Source organism: Cryobacterium sp. N19, assembly GCF_002929595.1.
GTDB classification, from domain to species: Bacteria; Actinomycetota; Actinomycetes; order Actinomycetales; family Microbacteriaceae; genus Cryobacterium; species Cryobacterium flavum.
Genome location: NZ_PJJR01000051.1, coordinates 407149 through 422230, shown reverse-complemented (window position 1 = coordinate 422230; position 15082 = coordinate 407149). Strand labels below are relative to the sequence as shown.

At 62.7% G+C, this 15082-nt stretch carries 16 protein-coding genes; 2 read left to right on the top strand and 14 right to left on the bottom strand.

Annotated features, from left to right (window positions below; genetic code table 11):
• A partial coding sequence (locus tag CXY78_RS13610) for a DUF222 domain-containing protein (protein ID WP_140425712.1) occupies positions 1-1110 on the bottom strand: 1110 nt, incomplete at its 3' end.
• Between the two features lie 284 nt (positions 1111-1394).
• On the opposite strand from CXY78_RS13610, the gene CXY78_RS22155 reads away from it, so the two are divergent.
• Positions 1395-1451: an excalibur calcium-binding domain-containing protein gene (locus CXY78_RS22155; protein WP_134505180.1), complete on the top strand. Its 57-nt coding sequence runs from the start codon at positions 1395-1397 to the stop codon at positions 1449-1451.
• Between the two features lie 10 nt (positions 1452-1461).
• On the opposite strand, the gene CXY78_RS13605 is transcribed toward CXY78_RS22155, so the two are convergent.
• The 5 genes from CXY78_RS13605 to CXY78_RS13585 all read right to left on the bottom strand — a co-directional run bounded on the left by CXY78_RS13605 (position 1462) and on the right by CXY78_RS13585 (position 5183).
• Entirely contained in the window at positions 1462-3111 is a 1650-nt protein-coding gene (locus tag CXY78_RS13605) for an AarF/ABC1/UbiB kinase family protein (RefSeq protein WP_104089790.1), read from the bottom strand.
• Positions 3112-3166: 55 nt separating this feature from the next.
• Positions 3167-3709 carry a PadR family transcriptional regulator gene (locus CXY78_RS13600; protein ID WP_104089788.1) on the bottom strand — a complete coding sequence of 181 codons (543 nt, stop codon included), beginning with the start codon at positions 3707-3709 and terminating at the stop codon, positions 3167-3169.
• Positions 3710-3848: 139 nt separating this feature from the next.
• Positions 3849-4289, bottom strand: coding sequence for a hypothetical protein (locus CXY78_RS21265; protein WP_199181820.1), 441 nt, complete (start codon positions 4287-4289; stop codon positions 3849-3851).
• A 77-nt stretch (positions 4290-4366) separates the two neighbouring features.
• The gene (locus CXY78_RS13590) at positions 4367-4579 is read right to left on the bottom strand and encodes a hypothetical protein (protein WP_104089787.1); all 213 of its coding nucleotides are present in this window, start codon (positions 4577-4579) and stop codon (positions 4367-4369) included.
• 25 nt (positions 4580-4604) lie between these two features.
• Positions 4605-5183: a hypothetical protein gene (locus CXY78_RS13585; protein WP_140425711.1), complete on the bottom strand. Its 579-nt coding sequence runs from the start codon at positions 5181-5183 to the stop codon at positions 4605-4607.
• 332 nt (positions 5184-5515) lie between these two features.
• On the opposite strand from CXY78_RS13585, the gene CXY78_RS13580 reads away from it, so the two are divergent.
• Positions 5516-5890, top strand: a complete 375-nt coding sequence (locus CXY78_RS13580) for a YccF domain-containing protein (RefSeq protein ID WP_104089784.1) — start codon at positions 5516-5518, stop codon at positions 5888-5890.
• 201 nt (positions 5891-6091) lie between these two features.
• Here CXY78_RS13580 and CXY78_RS13575 read toward each other — a convergent pair whose 3' ends face one another.
• The 8 genes from CXY78_RS13575 to CXY78_RS13540 all read right to left on the bottom strand — a co-directional run bounded on the left by CXY78_RS13575 (position 6092) and on the right by CXY78_RS13540 (position 15077).
• Entirely contained in the window at positions 6092-6442 is a 351-nt protein-coding gene (locus tag CXY78_RS13575; protein ID WP_158252725.1) for a hypothetical protein, read from the bottom strand.
• A 321-nt stretch (positions 6443-6763) separates the two neighbouring features.
• The gene (locus CXY78_RS13570) at positions 6764-7021 is read right to left on the bottom strand and encodes a type II toxin-antitoxin system RelE/ParE family toxin (RefSeq protein WP_092338846.1); all 258 of its coding nucleotides are present in this window, start codon (positions 7019-7021) and stop codon (positions 6764-6766) included.
• On the bottom strand, positions 7018-7266 hold the full coding sequence (locus CXY78_RS13565; RefSeq protein ID WP_104089781.1) for a type II toxin-antitoxin system Phd/YefM family antitoxin: 249 nt from the start codon (positions 7264-7266) through the stop codon (positions 7018-7020). Before CXY78_RS13565 ends, CXY78_RS13570 begins: the two co-directional genes overlap by 4 nt.
• A gap of 292 nt (positions 7267-7558) precedes the next feature.
• Positions 7559-8257 (bottom strand): vWA domain-containing protein, encoded by a 699-nt coding sequence (locus tag CXY78_RS13560; RefSeq protein WP_104089779.1) that lies wholly within the window; start codon positions 8255-8257, stop codon positions 7559-7561.
• 148 nt (positions 8258-8405) lie between these two features.
• Positions 8406-9632, bottom strand: coding sequence for an exonuclease domain-containing protein (locus CXY78_RS13555; RefSeq protein ID WP_092338852.1), 1227 nt, complete (start codon positions 9630-9632; stop codon positions 8406-8408).
• An 80-nt stretch (positions 9633-9712) separates the two neighbouring features.
• Positions 9713-12496 (bottom strand): UvrD-helicase domain-containing protein, encoded by a 2784-nt coding sequence (locus CXY78_RS13550; RefSeq protein ID WP_104089777.1) that lies wholly within the window; start codon positions 12494-12496, stop codon positions 9713-9715.
• Complete coding sequence (locus CXY78_RS13545) at positions 12493-12819, bottom strand: hypothetical protein (protein ID WP_092338855.1); 327 nt, start codon at positions 12817-12819, stop codon at positions 12493-12495. Before CXY78_RS13545 ends, CXY78_RS13550 begins: the two co-directional genes overlap by 4 nt.
• 218 nt (positions 12820-13037) lie before the next feature.
• Positions 13038-15077, bottom strand: coding sequence for a DUF2075 domain-containing protein (locus CXY78_RS13540; protein WP_199182620.1), 2040 nt, complete (start codon positions 15075-15077; stop codon positions 13038-13040).
• Between the last annotated feature and the right edge of the window lie 5 nt (positions 15078-15082).

The following is a 15082-nucleotide window of genomic DNA, read 5'->3' as shown; positions in this document are numbered from 1 at the left end:
GATCCAGCCGACGCCGCGGCCTGCGTTGAGGTCGGTGGCGTTGACGTGGATCATGACGGTGGGGGCGGCGCCGCCCATGGTCGGGGTTTTGGGGTCGCGCGCGGCGGCTTGGAAGACGTCGCGGAGGATGTCGGCGCGTTTCTCGCCCGCGGTGCGGCGATCCCCGTCGAAGCGGCGGTCACCCTCAAAGGGGTCGGCGCTGAACCGCTCGCTCTCCGTGTCGCTGTCATCGAGGCCGTCCAGCTCGGCGTTGCTGGCGCCGTCGGTACTCCCGTCAAGGGATTCGGTGGGCACGAACATGGGGGTGCGTGAGCGGGCGGATAGGTAGGTGTCGAAGAGGGTGTCCATGATGCCGCGCAGTTCCGGGGTGACCTCGGCCCGTAGCGGGTAGAGCCCGTTGCGCAGCAGCCCGAACGTCAGCGTGCTTTTGGCCTCGGTCACGTCGTCGCTGGGGGCGGTGCCGTCGGGGTCGAGGCGGGCCTGCCATTCCATTGCCTGCGCCCGCAGCACGTCGGGCGCGAAGCGGATGCCTGCGCCGGGGAGCCCGGCGGTTTCCGGGGTGATGGCCCCGGTGGCGGTCGCGACGAGGGCACGCTCAACCCGGTCGAGGTCGCCCGGCAGGGCCTTCCCCTGCAACGCGGTGAGGGTGCTGGCGATGATCTCGGCCGATTCCACCCCGAGTTCCCCGCTGGTCAGGCCGTCGGCGATGACCGGGTACCGCGCCGGGACGGGCAGACCCAGCGGGGTGCGTTCCACCGCGGTCTCACCGAGTTTCAGGCGACGTTTGGCTTCGCGGCCCGAGATGCAGGCGAGTTGGGTGATGAATTCCACCCGGTTGCGGCATCCGTTTCGGTACGCCAGCGACCCGTTGCCAAGGTCGGTCTCGGCGCGCACACCGATGTCGGTGGTGGCGCGTAGCCTGGCACCATCGACCTTGCGGCCGAGCCCCTCCAACGCCGCGAGAACCGCAACAGCTTCAGCATCGTCGAGGTGACCGAACCGCACATCGTCAAACGCTGCCGCCAGAATGGCACCGGCCTGAGCCACCGCTTCAACGCGAGAACCCTGCGGCATCGAGCCGGCTGTGGCGGGCGGGGCGGTGAGGGTCATGGCGTCGGTGCCTCCTTCACCCACAATTATAGCCCAAATCGATCCCAAAGAAGAGGAAATCTCATGATTAAATTGACGCAGGTTCAGAATTTTTTTCTAAGACGTGCCAGCGAAACGCGACCCCCTGCGTCGTGAGAAATGCCGCGCGGATGGTTGCCACCGATGATGTCGCACCGGTGCGCCTGCGTGGCGCGCCAGATTTCGGGCAACGCAACCTGCGGATTGTGGGCAACGCCAGCGAAGCACGACGCGATGACCCGCATTCTCACGGACTGCCCCGATAAGTGGGCTACGGAGATCACCTTGACGGCGACGGCGACGGCGTCGGCTGCGAAAGCTGACCCCGCCCGCTCAGAACCCGCGACGCCCGGCGAACAGCGCGTGCAACAGGGGCGCGACCGACGCGACTATGAGTACGGTGCCCAGCACCGCGTCATCCGCTCGCAGTAGTACTCCGGCAATGAGCAGTGCGCCGAACAACAGCGCCGACACGGTTTGCCGTGCGGTGCGCTCGAGTCGGGTGATGCGTTTCTCGAGACTCGGCGTAGCGACAGTAATGGAGCCGTCCTCGAACTGGGTGATGAGCTCGTCGAGTCGCTTCGGCAGACGAACGGCAATGCCGACGGTCTCCATGGCCTGCTTCGCGAAGTCCTGCACGAGGTTGCCGCTCTCGTCGCGCAGCAGCTGCGCGGCGTAGGGCTCGACCGAATCCCAGAGGTTGAACGCGGGATTGAGTGCGCTGGACACCCCGGACGTGAGTGACATCGCCCGAATGATGAGCAGAAAGTTCTCGGGCAGCTGGAACGGCAGTGAGCGCACAACGTCGCCGAACTGCACCGCGAAGTCGCGGAACTCCCGCGGGTCGACCTCGCGCAGCTCGGCGAATCCCATGCCGCCGAACCGGGCGAACAGGGTCGTCATCGCCCGCTCGAGCTCGCTGGTCTCGGCCGACGGCAGCAGTACGCCGACGTCGCGCATGGCATTGACCAGGCCGCGGCCGTCACGCGACGCGGCGGCGATCAGCAGCTTGCGCAGGCCGCTGCGGGTGCTGGTGGGTACTTCGCCCATCATGCCGAAGTCGATGAAGGTCAGCTTCCACCCGCCCTCAGCATCAGGCGTTACGAAGATGTTGCCGGGGTGCGGATCGGCGTGAAAAAACCCCTTCGTAAACAGCTGGTCGAACATGACCGCCGCGAAGACCGGGGCCACCTCCACCGGGTCAATGCCCGCAGCCACGAGGGCGTCAACATCGGTGATCTTGATCGCCGTGACGTCTTCGAGGGTGAGCACCCGGCGGGTGGTGCGTTCCCAGACCACGCTGGGCACACCCACCCGGTCGTCGTCGGTGAAGGCCTCGGCGAAGCGCACGGAGCTCGCGGCCTCGTGCAGGTAGTCGATCTCCTCGAGGCTGGTGAGCGCGAACTCCTCCACCAGCGCCGGCATGTCGACCCGCCGGGAGACCAGCTTCACGTGACTGAGCCAGCCACCCACCTTGCGCAGGGCCGCCAGGTCGACGTCGATGATCTCGTCGATGCCCGGTCGCTGAATCTTCACGATGACCGTGTCGAGACCGGTGTCGGCGGCATCGATGGGGTTCAGCCGTGCCCGGTGCGCCTGCCCGAGGGAAGCCGCGGCCACCGGCGTCTCGTCGACCATGGTGAACGCGCGCTCGAGCGGCATACCCAGCTCCGCCTCGGCGGCGGCGCGAATGGCCCCGAATGGCACGGGGGCCACCTCGTCTTGCAGTCCCTCGAGCTCCTTGGTGATCTCGGGCGGCAGCACGTCGAGGCGCGAGGACATGAACTGCCCGACCTTGATCATGAGACCGCCGAGGTCGGCCGCGAGCACGTGGAAACCCTGGGCGAAGCGTCGCATCCGCTTGGAGCGTGTGCGTTCAGCTATTTTCACCAACCCGATGCGAGGCAGGAACAACTCGAACCACCACGTGATCACCAGATACCAGCTGGCAAAACGCAAAATGCGGCGGTAGCGGGCGCGCATGTTGCCCGCGCCCGAAGTCGAATCGTAGCTACCTCGTCGAACCAGTGGCACCCCGTCAGTCCTGGGCGAGGATCGAGTAGAGCTTGCGACGCGCGTCGTCGAGCACCGTGACGGCCTCTTTGATCTGCTCCGGCGAGCCGGTGCGCCCGACTTGGGCGGCCGCCTGGGCGAGTTCGATTCCTGCTTTGGGCAGGGCCGCATGGCCGTGGCCAGAAGTCGACGTCGTGGCTTCCCACGGTGCGCTCGTATCGGCGTCAGCGACAGCCTCGCGACCCTCGTCGGTGAGCGAGTAGATCTTGCGACCGTTGCTCTCTTCGGCGCTGATCAGGCCTTCGTCGGCCAGCAGCTGCAGGGTCGGGTAGACCGAGCCGGCGCTGGGCTTCCAACTGCCGCCGCTGCGCTCCTCGATCTCGTGAATGATCTGGTAGCCGTGCATCGGCTGCTCGGCGAGCAGCGCGAGCACCGCGGTGCGCACCTCACCGCGGCCGGCTCGGGTGCCCGTTTGCTTCTCGAACCGCGAGCGGAACTGTTCCATGGCCTGCCAGATGCCGTCGATGTTGCCAGCGTTGAACCCGCCGGTGGGGAATGAATTGCCCATGATTTGCCTCCTCGGTATGAAGTGCTAACGATATACAGCGATAGGCCAACGATACCTAGCGATGGCCGCGAGCGATACACCCAAAACGGATGCTCAGGGCTGGCTCCCAGACAGGCCAGCAGTCACGCGCGACCCTGTCTCAGACGCTGCGCGCGTGCGCTCGCGCCAGCATCCGCTTTGCACGTGCGCGTCGAAAGAGCAGGAGAAAGACCACGACGGCTGCGGCACCGACGGCACTGGCCAGCCACATGTACCAGGCCTGCCCGGCCAGGGTGAAGAGCAGCGCACCGATCGTGCCCACCAGGGCCAGGAAGGCCAGGGTGAGATAGCGATCGTCAGCCCGCGCAAACGGATTCCGCACCTCGAGTGCCGGCTCGGTCACCGGCTCCCATACGACGACGAAGAACGTGGCGACGGGCCCGAGAAACAGCGAGACCACGAACCAGTTCCAGCGGGAGCGGTTCTTCTGCTCGGCCAGGCCCGCATTCACCAGGGCCAGCACGAACCAACCGCCGCCATTGAGCCACCAGTTACCTTGCTGCGGAGCCTGATAGACGATGTCGCTCACGAAGTTATGCATGCGTCATGCTCCCACGAATGGCGGCAGCGCGCTGATGCAATACGAACAGCGGACGCGACCTAGCCGTGCAATACAGTTCAGCGCACCACCCGATAGATGACGTGGGCGACCAGTTCCCGCTGAACGGCGCTGACCTGTTCCAGGTTGAGGTCATCCCGCCCTGTCAACAACGGCTCGCTGGCACCCAGCACCGCCGTCGCGATATGCAGGCGCAGTTCGTCGGTCGCTCCTGTGCTCGGTCTGCGCCCGTGTCCGTGGCGCGTGAAGGCTGCGGATCGAGCCCTGACCACACTCAGAATGCAGGGGCACACTTACCTATCCCGTGCAAACAGCGTCTTTGAAACGATCCAATTGCACCTGAATGCTCAGGGCATTGCTCTTTCCCCCGAGTTGTTTGAAGGCGGCATCACTCAGTTCTCTCACTTCCAGCATGCTGGCTGTGGTCGGGTCCAGCCCTGCGATATTATTCACCAGGATCAGAAGTGATTTCTCGTCGAGGGGCTCATCCGACGTCGAAAGATCAATCACCGTCTGGCATGAGACTGTCAACGCGTCGTCCCTCAGGGCACCCGGTTCACGCAAAGGCGCGGCCCAACGCCGCAAAATGTCATCGCTGGATTCCGCCGCTGTCGTTTGAGCCTTTACCAGCACGCTGACCTCGGACGGGCTCCGGCCCAAGGCTCTCGCCACGTCGTCGAGCAATTGTGCGCCCGTTCGCGCTCCTCCACATGCGGTAAGCACCGCCACGAGAACAACCGTCATCACCGCCCCGACCGATGTCCGCAACAGCCGCTTTCTGGGCCGCCCGAAATTGACATCCTCGTATGGTTTCATCGGATTGCCTTCCGTGATGTGGTTTGGAACGTCCTTGTTCCGGTACTGCCTGCCAGGCACGTGTGGCGCCGATATTGGCAGCACACAAGCCCAGTGTCAAGGTCACGCCCGCAGTGTTTAGCAAAAATCAGAAAGTTGCCTGCTTGCCCCGCGCCGGAGCTGCACCGAACCCTCGCGATGCAGTAGCGAGTAAATCCGTACGCTGTCGTCCCTCGCCGACTTTCATCTATTGGGTCAAATCGTCTTCGATCCCGGGCCCGCACGACAAGCGGCGCTGTCCGCCGCCGGCAAGGCCGCACCCGAAATCGAGTCGCGATAGACGATGTCACGCAGTGGCCCAGGTCGAGAATCTCGGCGACCCGGCAGCAGCGACCTGAGAGAATAGAACCATCATGAAGACCCTCCTCAACATCATCTGGCTCGTGCTTTCAGGCTTCTGGCTGTTCCTTGGCTACATGCTGGCCGCCGTAATCATGTGCATTTTCATCGTGACGATCCCGTGGGGAATCGCGGCGGCGCGCATTGGCGTCTACGCGCTCTGGCCGTTCGGCAAGACTGTGGTGGAGGCGCCGGGCGCTGGCGTCGGGTCTCTTCTGGGCAACGTCGTCTGGGTAATTCTGGCCGGCTGGTGGATCGCCCTAGAGCACCTACTCTCTGGCATCGCTCTCTGCGTGACGATCATCGGCATCCCGTTCGGCATTGCCAACTTCAAGCTGATCCCGGTCGCGCTCATGCCGCTTGGCAAGCAGATCGTCGACACGCCCTAGCAAAGCGGATGCCGCCCGCTCCGGCACGGAATCGCAGGGAGCAGGCGACAGGCACGACTCTGGTCAGTAAGCGATCGGCTCCCGCGCAGCCACCGGGCGCTGTTCCGACGAGTCAACGGCCGCGTTGAACGCATTCTGCACGATGGGCATGCCGAGCTCAAACGGAGCAGTCGAGATCGCCATACGATCGACGCAATCTCCCTACGCAATCCCACCATTGCGCTGATCGAGCCCGCCGAGATCGCCATACGACCGACGCTTCTGTGTCTGCGGGGAATTCTTCGGCAGTGACGTGGCGAAGGCTCGTTCAAACGCGGCAGCGTCCTTCGAGCGGATGCCGTAGAGCCGACTCACCCACTCCCCCACGTGCAGCTCGATCCGGCTCCAGAACAGGCCGCGGGTGACGGCGACAATCTCGACGTCCTCGACCGCGGTCACGATATCGACGCCGCCCAGGGTGACCGTGATGGTGTCGCCGTCGAGTGCGAGTTTCCACTCGCCGGAGCTGGTGAGGACCTTGCCCCAGGCGGATGGCTGCCAAGTCGGCGGCATGCTGGCTGTCCTCTCGCTAGCTCGACGCGTTCGATCCCGTTGCAGGGTGAACGGCTGAATGGTCGTGCATTCCAACAATCGTCCTGAATACCCGGGGCGGGCTTCAATCCGCACTCCGCACTCTAGCCAACACGTAGCCGCCCCGCGGCCCTCGGACAGGGCTGATTTAGGGAGGTTCTGGCGCATCAGAGCGCCTCGGCTTCGTGGGTGGAGAGCTGCCGGTCGAGCAGACAGCGGTCGAGCAGCGCGAGGTAGTCCTACTTTGACGTCGAAGGCGGCGTTGTGGGCCACGATAACGCAGCCGTCGAGCAGCACCACGCGCTACTCGTACACGTCCCGGCGATGGCCGACAGTGACCACGACCACCACAAGGATGTCGTTGCGGATGGTGTAGATAATCCGATAGCTGCCCACGCGCACCCGATAGCCGTCCCGCCCCTGCAACGCTCTCGCCCCGGGCGGCCGAGGGTCTTCGCCCAGCAGGGCGATGGCGCCTTGTACCCGACCGCGGTCCTGCGGATCAATGCGTCGCAGGGCCTTGACCGCTGCCGGGCGCAATTCGATCCGGTATTTGCTCACATCCAGCCTAGATCCGCTTTGACCTGCTCCCAGGGAATGTTGTCGCCCTCGTCGGCCATCGCCACATCAAACGCCGCGACATCCTCAGCATCCTCAAGCGCTTCTTGCATGCGCGCGTACTGCTCGGGGCTCACCAGCACAGCAGCGACTTTTCCGCGACGCTCCAAGAAGACGGCCTCTGAGCTGGCCTGGGCAATCAACTCTGGTAGGCGCGCCCTGGCGTCGGTGACGCTTGACTTCGACATGCCTCAAATGTACATCAGCGTGATCGCGATGTACATGTGCAGTGCAGATCTGCAGCCGGGCGCACGGTGCTCCGTCGGGTGGCCATGAACTCAGGTTCTGGTTCGCCCTCATAGCCATCCGGCTGCTGCTGATGACGTCTGACGGATGATGGGTGCGCGATGGTGGGCGCCGGTCAAGCCGAGGGGGCCCGCCAAAGGCCCTAAATCGGTCATGGCGAGCCTCCCGTTCGCGGCGATCGCCGTCCTCGGGCGACCACTCGACCAGCCCTAGCAGCTAGGGCCCCGAGCTTTGCTAGGGCTTCTCGACCTTTTTGCCCCTCGCCGGCTTCGGCGATGTCTCAGCCGGTCGGATGGGCGCCTCCGGGGCCGGCATCATGGAGCTGTACCGCTCTTCGTCGTCGAACATGCGCTTGGTCTTGCCGCGCACGTCTTTCACGTAACGCCCCATCGAGGCGCTCATGTTCGACACCGCGTCGGTACTCGCCATGAAAGTCATCGAACTGCCGGCGTCAAAGCCCAGGCGCTCCCCCGACAGCACGGCGTCTTGGTTGGCCCCGAGAAACATGAAGTCCCAGTTGTACTGCTCTTTCTGACGCGTAACCAGAGTGCGCACGGCTTCGAGGCCGAACTCCCGGCTGGAGTTCTCATCGCCGTCGGTGACGACGACGACCTGCACGGTTTCGGGGCGGGCGTGCTCGGGTAACGCCGCGAGAACCCGGCCGAAGCCGGTGACCGACTGACCGATGGCGTCGAAGAGCGCCGTGGCGCCGCGCGGCTCGAGCGAGATCGTGACGTTCTTCGGGTCGGCCAAGGAGCACTGCGTCTCAATCTCGGTGTCGAACGTGACGATATCAACGGTGAGCAGGCCGGGCTCGGCCGCCTGCTCGGCGAGCATCGTGGTGAGGCCGCCCACCATGTCATCACGGATGCCCGCCATCGAGCCGCTGCGATCGATGACCAGCAGCATGGCGGTGTAGTTCGGATCAGTCATGGTGTTCCCCTCAGAAGTTGCTCCCGGCGGGAACAAGTTGAGTGTGGCAGGAGCCACCGACATGGCTCCATGCACAGCGCAGCACAGCAGTGCGGCGGGGCTCGCGCGATAGCAAACTCCGACGCGGTGAATCGATGTCGTTCCGCGATCAGCGCAGCGGAAACACGCCCGCCAACCGCGCCAGGGCGGCCTCTCCCACGATCGGAATTCCGTAGTCGCGGGCCTTGCGCGCCTTGCCCGAGAGGGAGTCCGGGTCGGCGGCCACGAGCAGCGTGACCTTCTTGGTCACGGCACTCTTCGGGGCGAAGCCGCGGGCCAGCAGCTCCGACTCCCAGTCGCTGCGGGGCCGCATCATCTCGCCGGTCAGCACCACCAGATCGCCCAGGTGCAGTTCGAAGTGCGCGCTGGCCACCACCACGACCGCCGGCTCCGGCTGGTCGAGCGCGGCGCCCCGGGCATCCGCGGAAATGTCGAGCAGGTTGGCGACGTCGACGAGGTCGGCCATCTCATCCGTTGTGAGCACGCCGTCGGCCCAGGCGATGCGGGCGAGCGCGGCGAAATACTCGCCGTGCAGCAGCTCGCAGCGGTGGCGGCTGAGGCCGAGTTCCTCGGCAAGCTGCACGAGCGCCTGCGCTTCGTGCACCGAGAGCTTTCGATCGAGCAGGCAACGATCGAGCAGGGCGAGGTAGTCCTGGTGTTCGGCCGGCCCGGTAATTTCGGGCAGGCGCACACTGATGCGTTCCAGAAAAGCGGATGCCGTCTGCTCGGTCGCAAATTTCGGCCGCGCGTACCACGGGCGCTCCGGCACCGGCAGTGTCGGCCAGCGGTAGGCGGCAGCGCGATCCAGGGCATCGGCCCACAAGATCAGGTCGGCAGCACCGAGAATGTAGTTGCTGAGCAATTGGGCGGTGGCGTAGGTATCAACGGACGCACGGTGGGCGCCGACGAGATCGATGTCGTAGGCGGCACAGCAGTCGGCGAGCGACCGACCGGTTCCGGCCAGAAAATCGCGGGCCAGTTGCATGGTGCAGAGGCTGATCACCGGTTCGGTGACGGGGTAGCCGGCGCGGGCAAGTTCGGCGAGCAGAAACCGCAGGTCGAAGGCGGCGTTGTGGGCGACGACGACGCGGCCGTCGAGTAGCGCCACGAGCTGTGGGGCGACCTCGGCGAAGGTGGGTGCGTTCATGACGTCGGCGGCGCGCACGCGGTGGATGTCCTGGCGCCCGAGGTCACGCCCGGGGTTGATGAGCGTCTCCCACTGGCCTTCGATCTGGCCGGCAGCGCTAAGGTGCACGACGGCTACCTCGATGACCCGGTGGTTGCCGCCTGCGAAGAGTCCGGTGGTCTCGAAGTCGATGACGGCGAAACCGGGCATGGTGCTCCTGAGCTGAATGAGGTGGTCTTCTGACTGTACCGAGGGGGTAGACGCGGGCGCGGCCCACGGATGCGGGGGTGTCAGCGGTTGCGGCGGTACGGCGTGAATGGTTTGCGGTACCCGCCGGCCGGCTTCATAACCGGCACCGACGGGCTTCCATCGAGGGCGAGCGTAGTCTTGCAGCGCGGGTAACGCCGACAGCCGAGAAAAGCCCCGCGTTTACTGGTGCGCTCGACCATGAACCCGCGGCCGCAGCGCGGGCAGACGACCGAGTGCAGCACCTCGCCGATCGCATTCGTGCGCAACACGGCCTGATCACGGATGAGTTCCATTACGAAGCGCGATTCGCGTTTGTTGATGGTGACTAAAAGCACACTGCGGCGGGCGCGGGTCAGCGCCACGTAGAACAGGCGGCGTTCCTCAGCCTTCGGAAATTCCTCGGCAGCCGGCATAGCGAGCCGCAACACCGGGTCGTTCGGAATGGTGCTCGGAAATCCCCATTTTCCCGACACCATGCCGGGTATCACGATGTAGTCGGCCTCTCCTCCTTTCGACGCGTGGATCGTCATGAACGAGATGTCGAGCAGGTCCGCGAGGGGCTTGCAGCCCTCCAAGTAACTGCTCTGGTGGCGATACCGGCCGAGTACGAGCACCGACAGCTTGCGCCCCTGGACGCTGGGGACCTCGCCACTCGCCACGCGGGTATGCAAAGTCGTCAATCGATGACGTACGGCTGCTGCCACGGCATTCTCCGTGTCGACCGTCATTATGTCCACCGTTGGGGCATACTCGGCGGTCGACGAAACGACGCTCTTCGCGATCTGCCCAGGGTTCTGCATGACGAAGGCGCTCGAGACATCCGCTACTGATTGTGGAAAACGAAAGGTGCGCTCGAGACGCATGGTCTCACTCGAGCCGAACCAGTTCTCGAAGCCGGTCATGACCGAGACATCAGCGCCAGCGAAGCGATTGATGCTCTGCCAGTCGTCGCCGACGGCGAACAGACAGCGCCCAGGTGCATTCACGAGCGCACGAGCCAGTCGGGCGCGGGCAAAGCTTGCGTCTTGAAACTCGTCGACCATTACGAGGTCATACGGGCTTAGCCAGTCGCCATCTTCAAGGTGCTGCGCTGACAGCGTCAGCATGTCCTCGAAGTCGATGCAGTCGTCAGCCGTCAGCTGCTCATTCCATTCCCGACGGATGGCCGTAAACAGTCTCAAGAACGACGCGTCGCGGTAGCGCACGGGACCGTGGGCGAGCGCTGCGAGGTTCTCGCTCAGCTGCTCTTCGGTGAGGCAATTGCTTTTGGCGTGGATGAGGAAGGTACGAAATGTGCCCAGCAGGAGTGCGTTCTCGACCGGCTTCTGGCCGACGGCGAGCCGATCGGCGTCGGGCTGCAGGGAGATACCCCGTTCGGTGAGCTCGCCGCCCAGGCGGGTAAGGTCTCGTCCACCCCACAGCTCCGACGTCGTGGTCTCGAGGAGAGTGGTGCCATTTTTGCGGTGGATTTTGCGCTTCCATGCAACGCCCTCGAGATAGCCTTCGAAGGGCGACGAGCCATCCGCATCAATCGCCCAATGCTCGTGGTAAACGTTGATCGCCGGGTAGAAGAAATCAGGGTGGTACTGCCCGTGCGTGGGGTCAGCGGTCTCAACTTCATAGCGCTTCTCGTAGATGTAGTCGACGCCGTTGAAGAACAGCCAGTCAGCGATCATCCGCTCGCCAGCGCTCTTGACGGTTTCGCCGCGCGATGTCTGAAACCCCTCGCTCGCGTCGACCTTCTCCCCGTTATCGTCAGGGTAGTCACGAGCTAGCACCGCGCGAAAGAAGTCCCACTCCGAGCGGAACATGACATCAGTAGCCCGAAGTCGGTCAACGATCCGACCGAGTTGCTGAATGTCCTTGCCACCCTCAAGCCACGGCGCCAGCGACGGCTTCTTACCGGTGGCCTGACCGATGATGTCGAGGCCGAAGGCGTGAAATGTGCGAGCAACAACCTTGTCTGCGTCAAGCCCCAGCAGGGTGAGGCGATCGCGGGTGCGCTGCTGCAACTGTTTGGCTGCCGCCGAGTTGAAGGCGAGCATGAGTATCTTGTCGGCCGGGATGAGATTGCGGTGCAGCGCATATCCGGCTTTGGCGACCATCGTGGAGGTCTTGCCCGACCCCGCAGAGGCGACAACGAGCATCCGGTTGTCGAAGCAGACAACGGCCCGGGTCTGCTCTGGGGTCAGAGGCGACGATTCCACGCTGTCGAAGAATTCCCGACACTCATCCGTTTCACGCTCGAGATGGTTCTGATTTTCACGCGCGATGACGGCAAACACGTCTTCTGACCAGTGAGCAATCGTGTCAGCGATGTCGGCTGGCTGGGCTGCTATATGCGGTCGCAAGGACTTCTCGTCGAGCAGGTGACTGAAGCCGACGGCAGATTTGCGCGCGGCCCATTCGGTGCTGAATTCCCTGGTGATCCAGCCCATAGTGCGCAGGTGTTCGGTGAGCGCAGCAGTGAAGCTGTCGAGCCAGAGTGTCGCCTGGCGGGCTGCCGCTTCGAACTCGGCGGCGAGCTGCCGAAGCTGTAACGACTGCCGTGCTGCGGTGAAAGCGTGCTCAAACGCGGCGGCATCTTTCGAGCGGATGCCGCGGAGCCGGTCTACCCGCTCCCCCACCTGCAGCTCGATCTGGCTCCAGAACATGCCGCGGGTGACGACCACCGTCTCGATGTCCTCGACGGCGGTCGCGATGGAGGCACCGGCAACGGTCACCGTGACGATGTCGTCGTGGAAGGCGAGTTGCCAGTCACCGGATCCGGTGAGCGCCTTGCCCCAGGCGGAGGGCTGCCAGGTTTCGAGGTCGTGTTTGGTCATCGGGTTTTGCGCATGAGCTTGATCGTGCGCCCAATGAATGCGATGAGTGAAATCGGAATCGTGAAAATGAGAAAGGTCTGGGCCAGGGAACTCATAGCTGAAATCGAGGCTGCAGAAACGTCCGAAGCACCCAACCCGTATTGCCGGGCGAGGTACCCCGCGCCCGCCACAACAATGGTGAAGCCAAGAGCCATCCAGAACAATTTCAGGCCGTTGTGCCGAAGTACCTGAACGATGCCGTCAAGCATCCACGAGGCAGCAAATGGCAAGACACCCGCCCACAGCATTACGGCAGCGATCCCAGCAAACTGGGACACAATCACGGAAGAAATAATGGTCGACCCCCTAAAACCATATTCACGTCTACTTTCCCAGTCGGGCAACGTTTGTGAAGCAAGCGGACCTGGCCGCTTCGGGCTTTGACACATGCTTCGAACTGTAACTACTCATCGGCCTCAGGCTTGGCCAAGGGATGGGTACCTCATCCAATGAACACGCACATCTGTGGAGCAGCCCCATTCCTACTGGCATAGTGATTTGCTCATTCGCCGTCGCCGTCGCCGTCGCCGACAACAAGTGCAGTAATCGTTTCGCGGCTAGTCAAGCCCTCCAGCCCGCATCTACGCAGGTACTCGTAGGTTCCGTCGTAGAACTCGGATGCACGCGTAGGGTCGCTCGCATCTCCCATTGGCACAAAAATGACCATTCCTTGGCGAGCTCTGGTAAGGAGTACGCGATAGGCGTTCTCTAAAAATCGTTGGCTGCTGGCACTACGGCGGGCCTGCCAAGCCGTTCCCTTGAACTGCCAGTGTTTAAACTCTTTCCCGGTATGACGCAGGTCCGCGTCCCAACCGATGAGGGACCAGTCGAGCTCCAAACCCTGAATGTCGAACTCTGTTGCGACGAGCTCCATAGCATCGCTCGAACGGACATCCAATGGTTCGTTGAGGAACCACTGCGCCGGTTCAAGGCGATTCGACGCGTGAATTCCATAAGGTCGCAGCCGCATTCCGCCCGAGGAGGCGAGAACGCCGCGCGATTCTGTTCCGCGATTCTGGTGAACTAGCCAGGCGCGAGCATCGCCAATGTCTCGAGTAATATATATGGGATAGTCCGCCTGGAATTTCCGATATTCAATTTGAGCCAAGCCTGGCTCATTGTTAATCAAATAATGAACCATGCGTGAAAGGTATTCGGCCCGAAAGGACCGCATCGACGTCGATAGATGAAGCCCCGGCCTTGATTCTGCGACTCGTACGTCTGACGCAAGCTCAGCAAAGTCAAGGTCCCCTCCATCGTAGGCATCGTCTGACAATTGGGAAGAGAAGTACACATCCCATTCGGGATACTTCAGCTTAAGGGCGTCGAACCAGCCCGGCAGACCGACCTCGCCAGTGTTGATTTCTTGTCCACCCCCAATCAGAGCAACAACAACGCACCAATCGACGTGCCGATCCATTACTCCTATCAGGAATTCCGGCTCGGACATATCGAAGTCCACAATGCCCTTCTTCTGCGACATGAATTTGACGGTCTGAGCCTTGTCCCAGGCCCTTTGCGCTTCATCGAAAACTACGACGCGCTCACGTGGCGCCTTTGGGTCGCGCATCGTTTCATCCCGGAAGTGGTGAACATTTTGAATGAATCGTTCAGTTTCTCGCCGCGCACTGGTAATGGATGCCTCAGGGTTACGGATCTTAGTATCGCGGGCCAGCGCCTCCCGAAGTACCGTCACTAACGGCCCGTTGCCTGACAGAAAAACCGCCAAGTCCTGTTCAAGTTGTTGGTCCTCACTGTCGAGAACCGTTGCAATATTCAGGCCAGCGAGGGTTTTGCCCGATCCCGGCACTCCAGTGACAAAGCAGATACTCTTCCTGCCCCGTTTGCGAGAGCTTCGCACTACTTCCTGAATTGTTTCAGTTGTCAGCGACAGATTTTCAGCCGTCGCTCCACTCCGGCTAATTTCGACAACGCTGTGGTTTGCATACAAATATTGCGCCGCTTCAATAATCGTCGGGGTGGGGTTATATGTTCCACCCGCCCATTGCGTGGCGTCAATAGGCGCTAGGTTGGCTTCTCCTGTAACACTCGAAAGAATCCACCCGAGATTGTGGCCGTTTGAGAGAATTGGCGCCGCTACTTTGTCTTCGTTGAAGACGAGTTCCACTTCCCGTACCTGCGCACGCGTGCAAATCAGCACAGGAATAATAGGCACGTTTTCGCTGGTGCTATGGAAATTCTTTAGATCAATTGCGTAACCCTCCGCCTGTCGTATGTCAGCGGCGTCAAAATTCTCTGCCCCGACCTTGAATTCAAGTACGAAGATTGCCGAGTCCTTAACAACAACGACGTCGGCTCGCCGGCCAACTCGCGGAATTGAGAACTCAAAATACACATCGCCCAGCGGATCCACTGCGAGCTCTCGTTTGAGGATTTCGATCTGCTGCTGCCATGCCACAAGCTGCGTTTGCTCGACATTTCTTGCGTCCGCAATCAATCGCCCGAGAACAGTGCTTGAGGCCTCTCGAAGATACTCATGGACAGGCGCTGAATAGTAGGCGCGTGCAATTGTTCGGCTCAAGCGGT